1 rRNA gene (only partly in view) is annotated in these 1,337 nt (G+C 57.2%); it reads right to left on the reverse strand.

The window, feature by feature from the left end:
* A 23S ribosomal RNA gene (locus tag ACFULQ_RS48945) occupies positions 1 to 1,279 on the reverse strand; it reaches 1,492 nt to the left of the window's first position.
* Between the last annotated feature and the right edge of the window lie 58 nt (positions 1,280 to 1,337).

Genomic DNA, 1,337 nt, shown 5'->3' on the forward strand with positions numbered 1-1,337 from the left:
TTGCTGCAATGACACGACTTCGGCGGTACGCTTGAGCCCCGCTACATTGTCGGCGCGGAATCACTAGACCAGTGAGCTATTACGCACTCTTTCAAGGGTGGCTGCTTCTAAGCCAACCTCCTGGTTGTCTCTGCGACTCCACATCCTTTCCCACTTAGCGTACGCTTAGGGGCCTTAGTCGATGCTCTGGGCTGTTTCCCTCTCGACCATGGAGCTTATCCCCCACAGTCTCACTGCCGCGCTCTCACTTACCGGCATTCGGAGTTTGGCTAAGGTCAGTAACCCGGTAGGGCCCATCGCCTATCCAGTGCTCTACCTCCGGCAAGAAACACACGACGCTGCACCTAAATGCATTTCGGGGAGAACCAGCTATCACGGAGTTTGATTGGCCTTTCACCCCTAACCACAGGTCATCCCCCAGGTTTTCAACCCTGGTGGGTTCGGTCCTCCACGAAGTCTTACCTCCGCTTCAACCTGCCCATGGCTAGATCACTCCGCTTCGGGTCTTGAGCGTGCTACTAAAACGCCCTATTCGGACTCGCTTTCGCTACGGCTACCCCACCCGGGTTAACCTCGCAACACACCGCAAACTCGCAGGCTCATTCTTCAAAAGGCACGCAGTCACGACGCATTGAGTAAACTCAATGCGCGACGCTCCCACGGCTTGTAGGCACACGGTTTCAGGTACTATTTCACTCCGCTCCCGCGGTACTTTTCACCATTCCCTCACGGTACTATCCGCTATCGGTCACCAGGGAATATTTAGGCTTAGCGGGTGGTCCCGCCAGATTCACACGGGATTTCTCGGGCCCCGTGCTACTTGGGTGTCTCTCAAACGAGCCGCTGACGTTTCGACTACGGGGGTCTTACCCTCTACGCCGGACCTTTCGCATGTCCTTCGCCTACATCAACGGTTTCTGACTCGTCCTGTCGCCGGCAGACGACAGAAGAGAGATCCCACAACCCCGCATGCGCAACCCCTGCCGGGTCTCACACGCATACGGTTTGGCCTCATCCGGTTTCGCTCGCCACTACTCCCGGAATCACGGTTGTTTTCTCTTCCTGCGGGTACTGAGATGTTTCACTTCCCCGCGTTCCCTCCACACTGCCTATGTGTTCAGCAGCGGGTGACAGCCCATGACGACTGCCGGGTTTCCCCATTCGGAAACCCCCGGATCAAAGCCTGGTTGACGACTCCCCGGGGACTATCGTGGCCTCCCACGTCCTTCATCGGTTCCTGGTGCCAAGGCATCCACCGTGCGCCCTTAAAAACTTGGCCACAGATGCTCGCGTCCACTGTGCAGTTCTCAAACAACGACCAGCCACCCATCACCCCG

Origin of the sequence: Streptomyces sp. NPDC057253 (assembly GCF_042669125.1) — a bacterium.
Classification (GTDB): domain Bacteria; phylum Actinomycetota; class Actinomycetes; order Streptomycetales; family Streptomycetaceae; genus Streptomyces.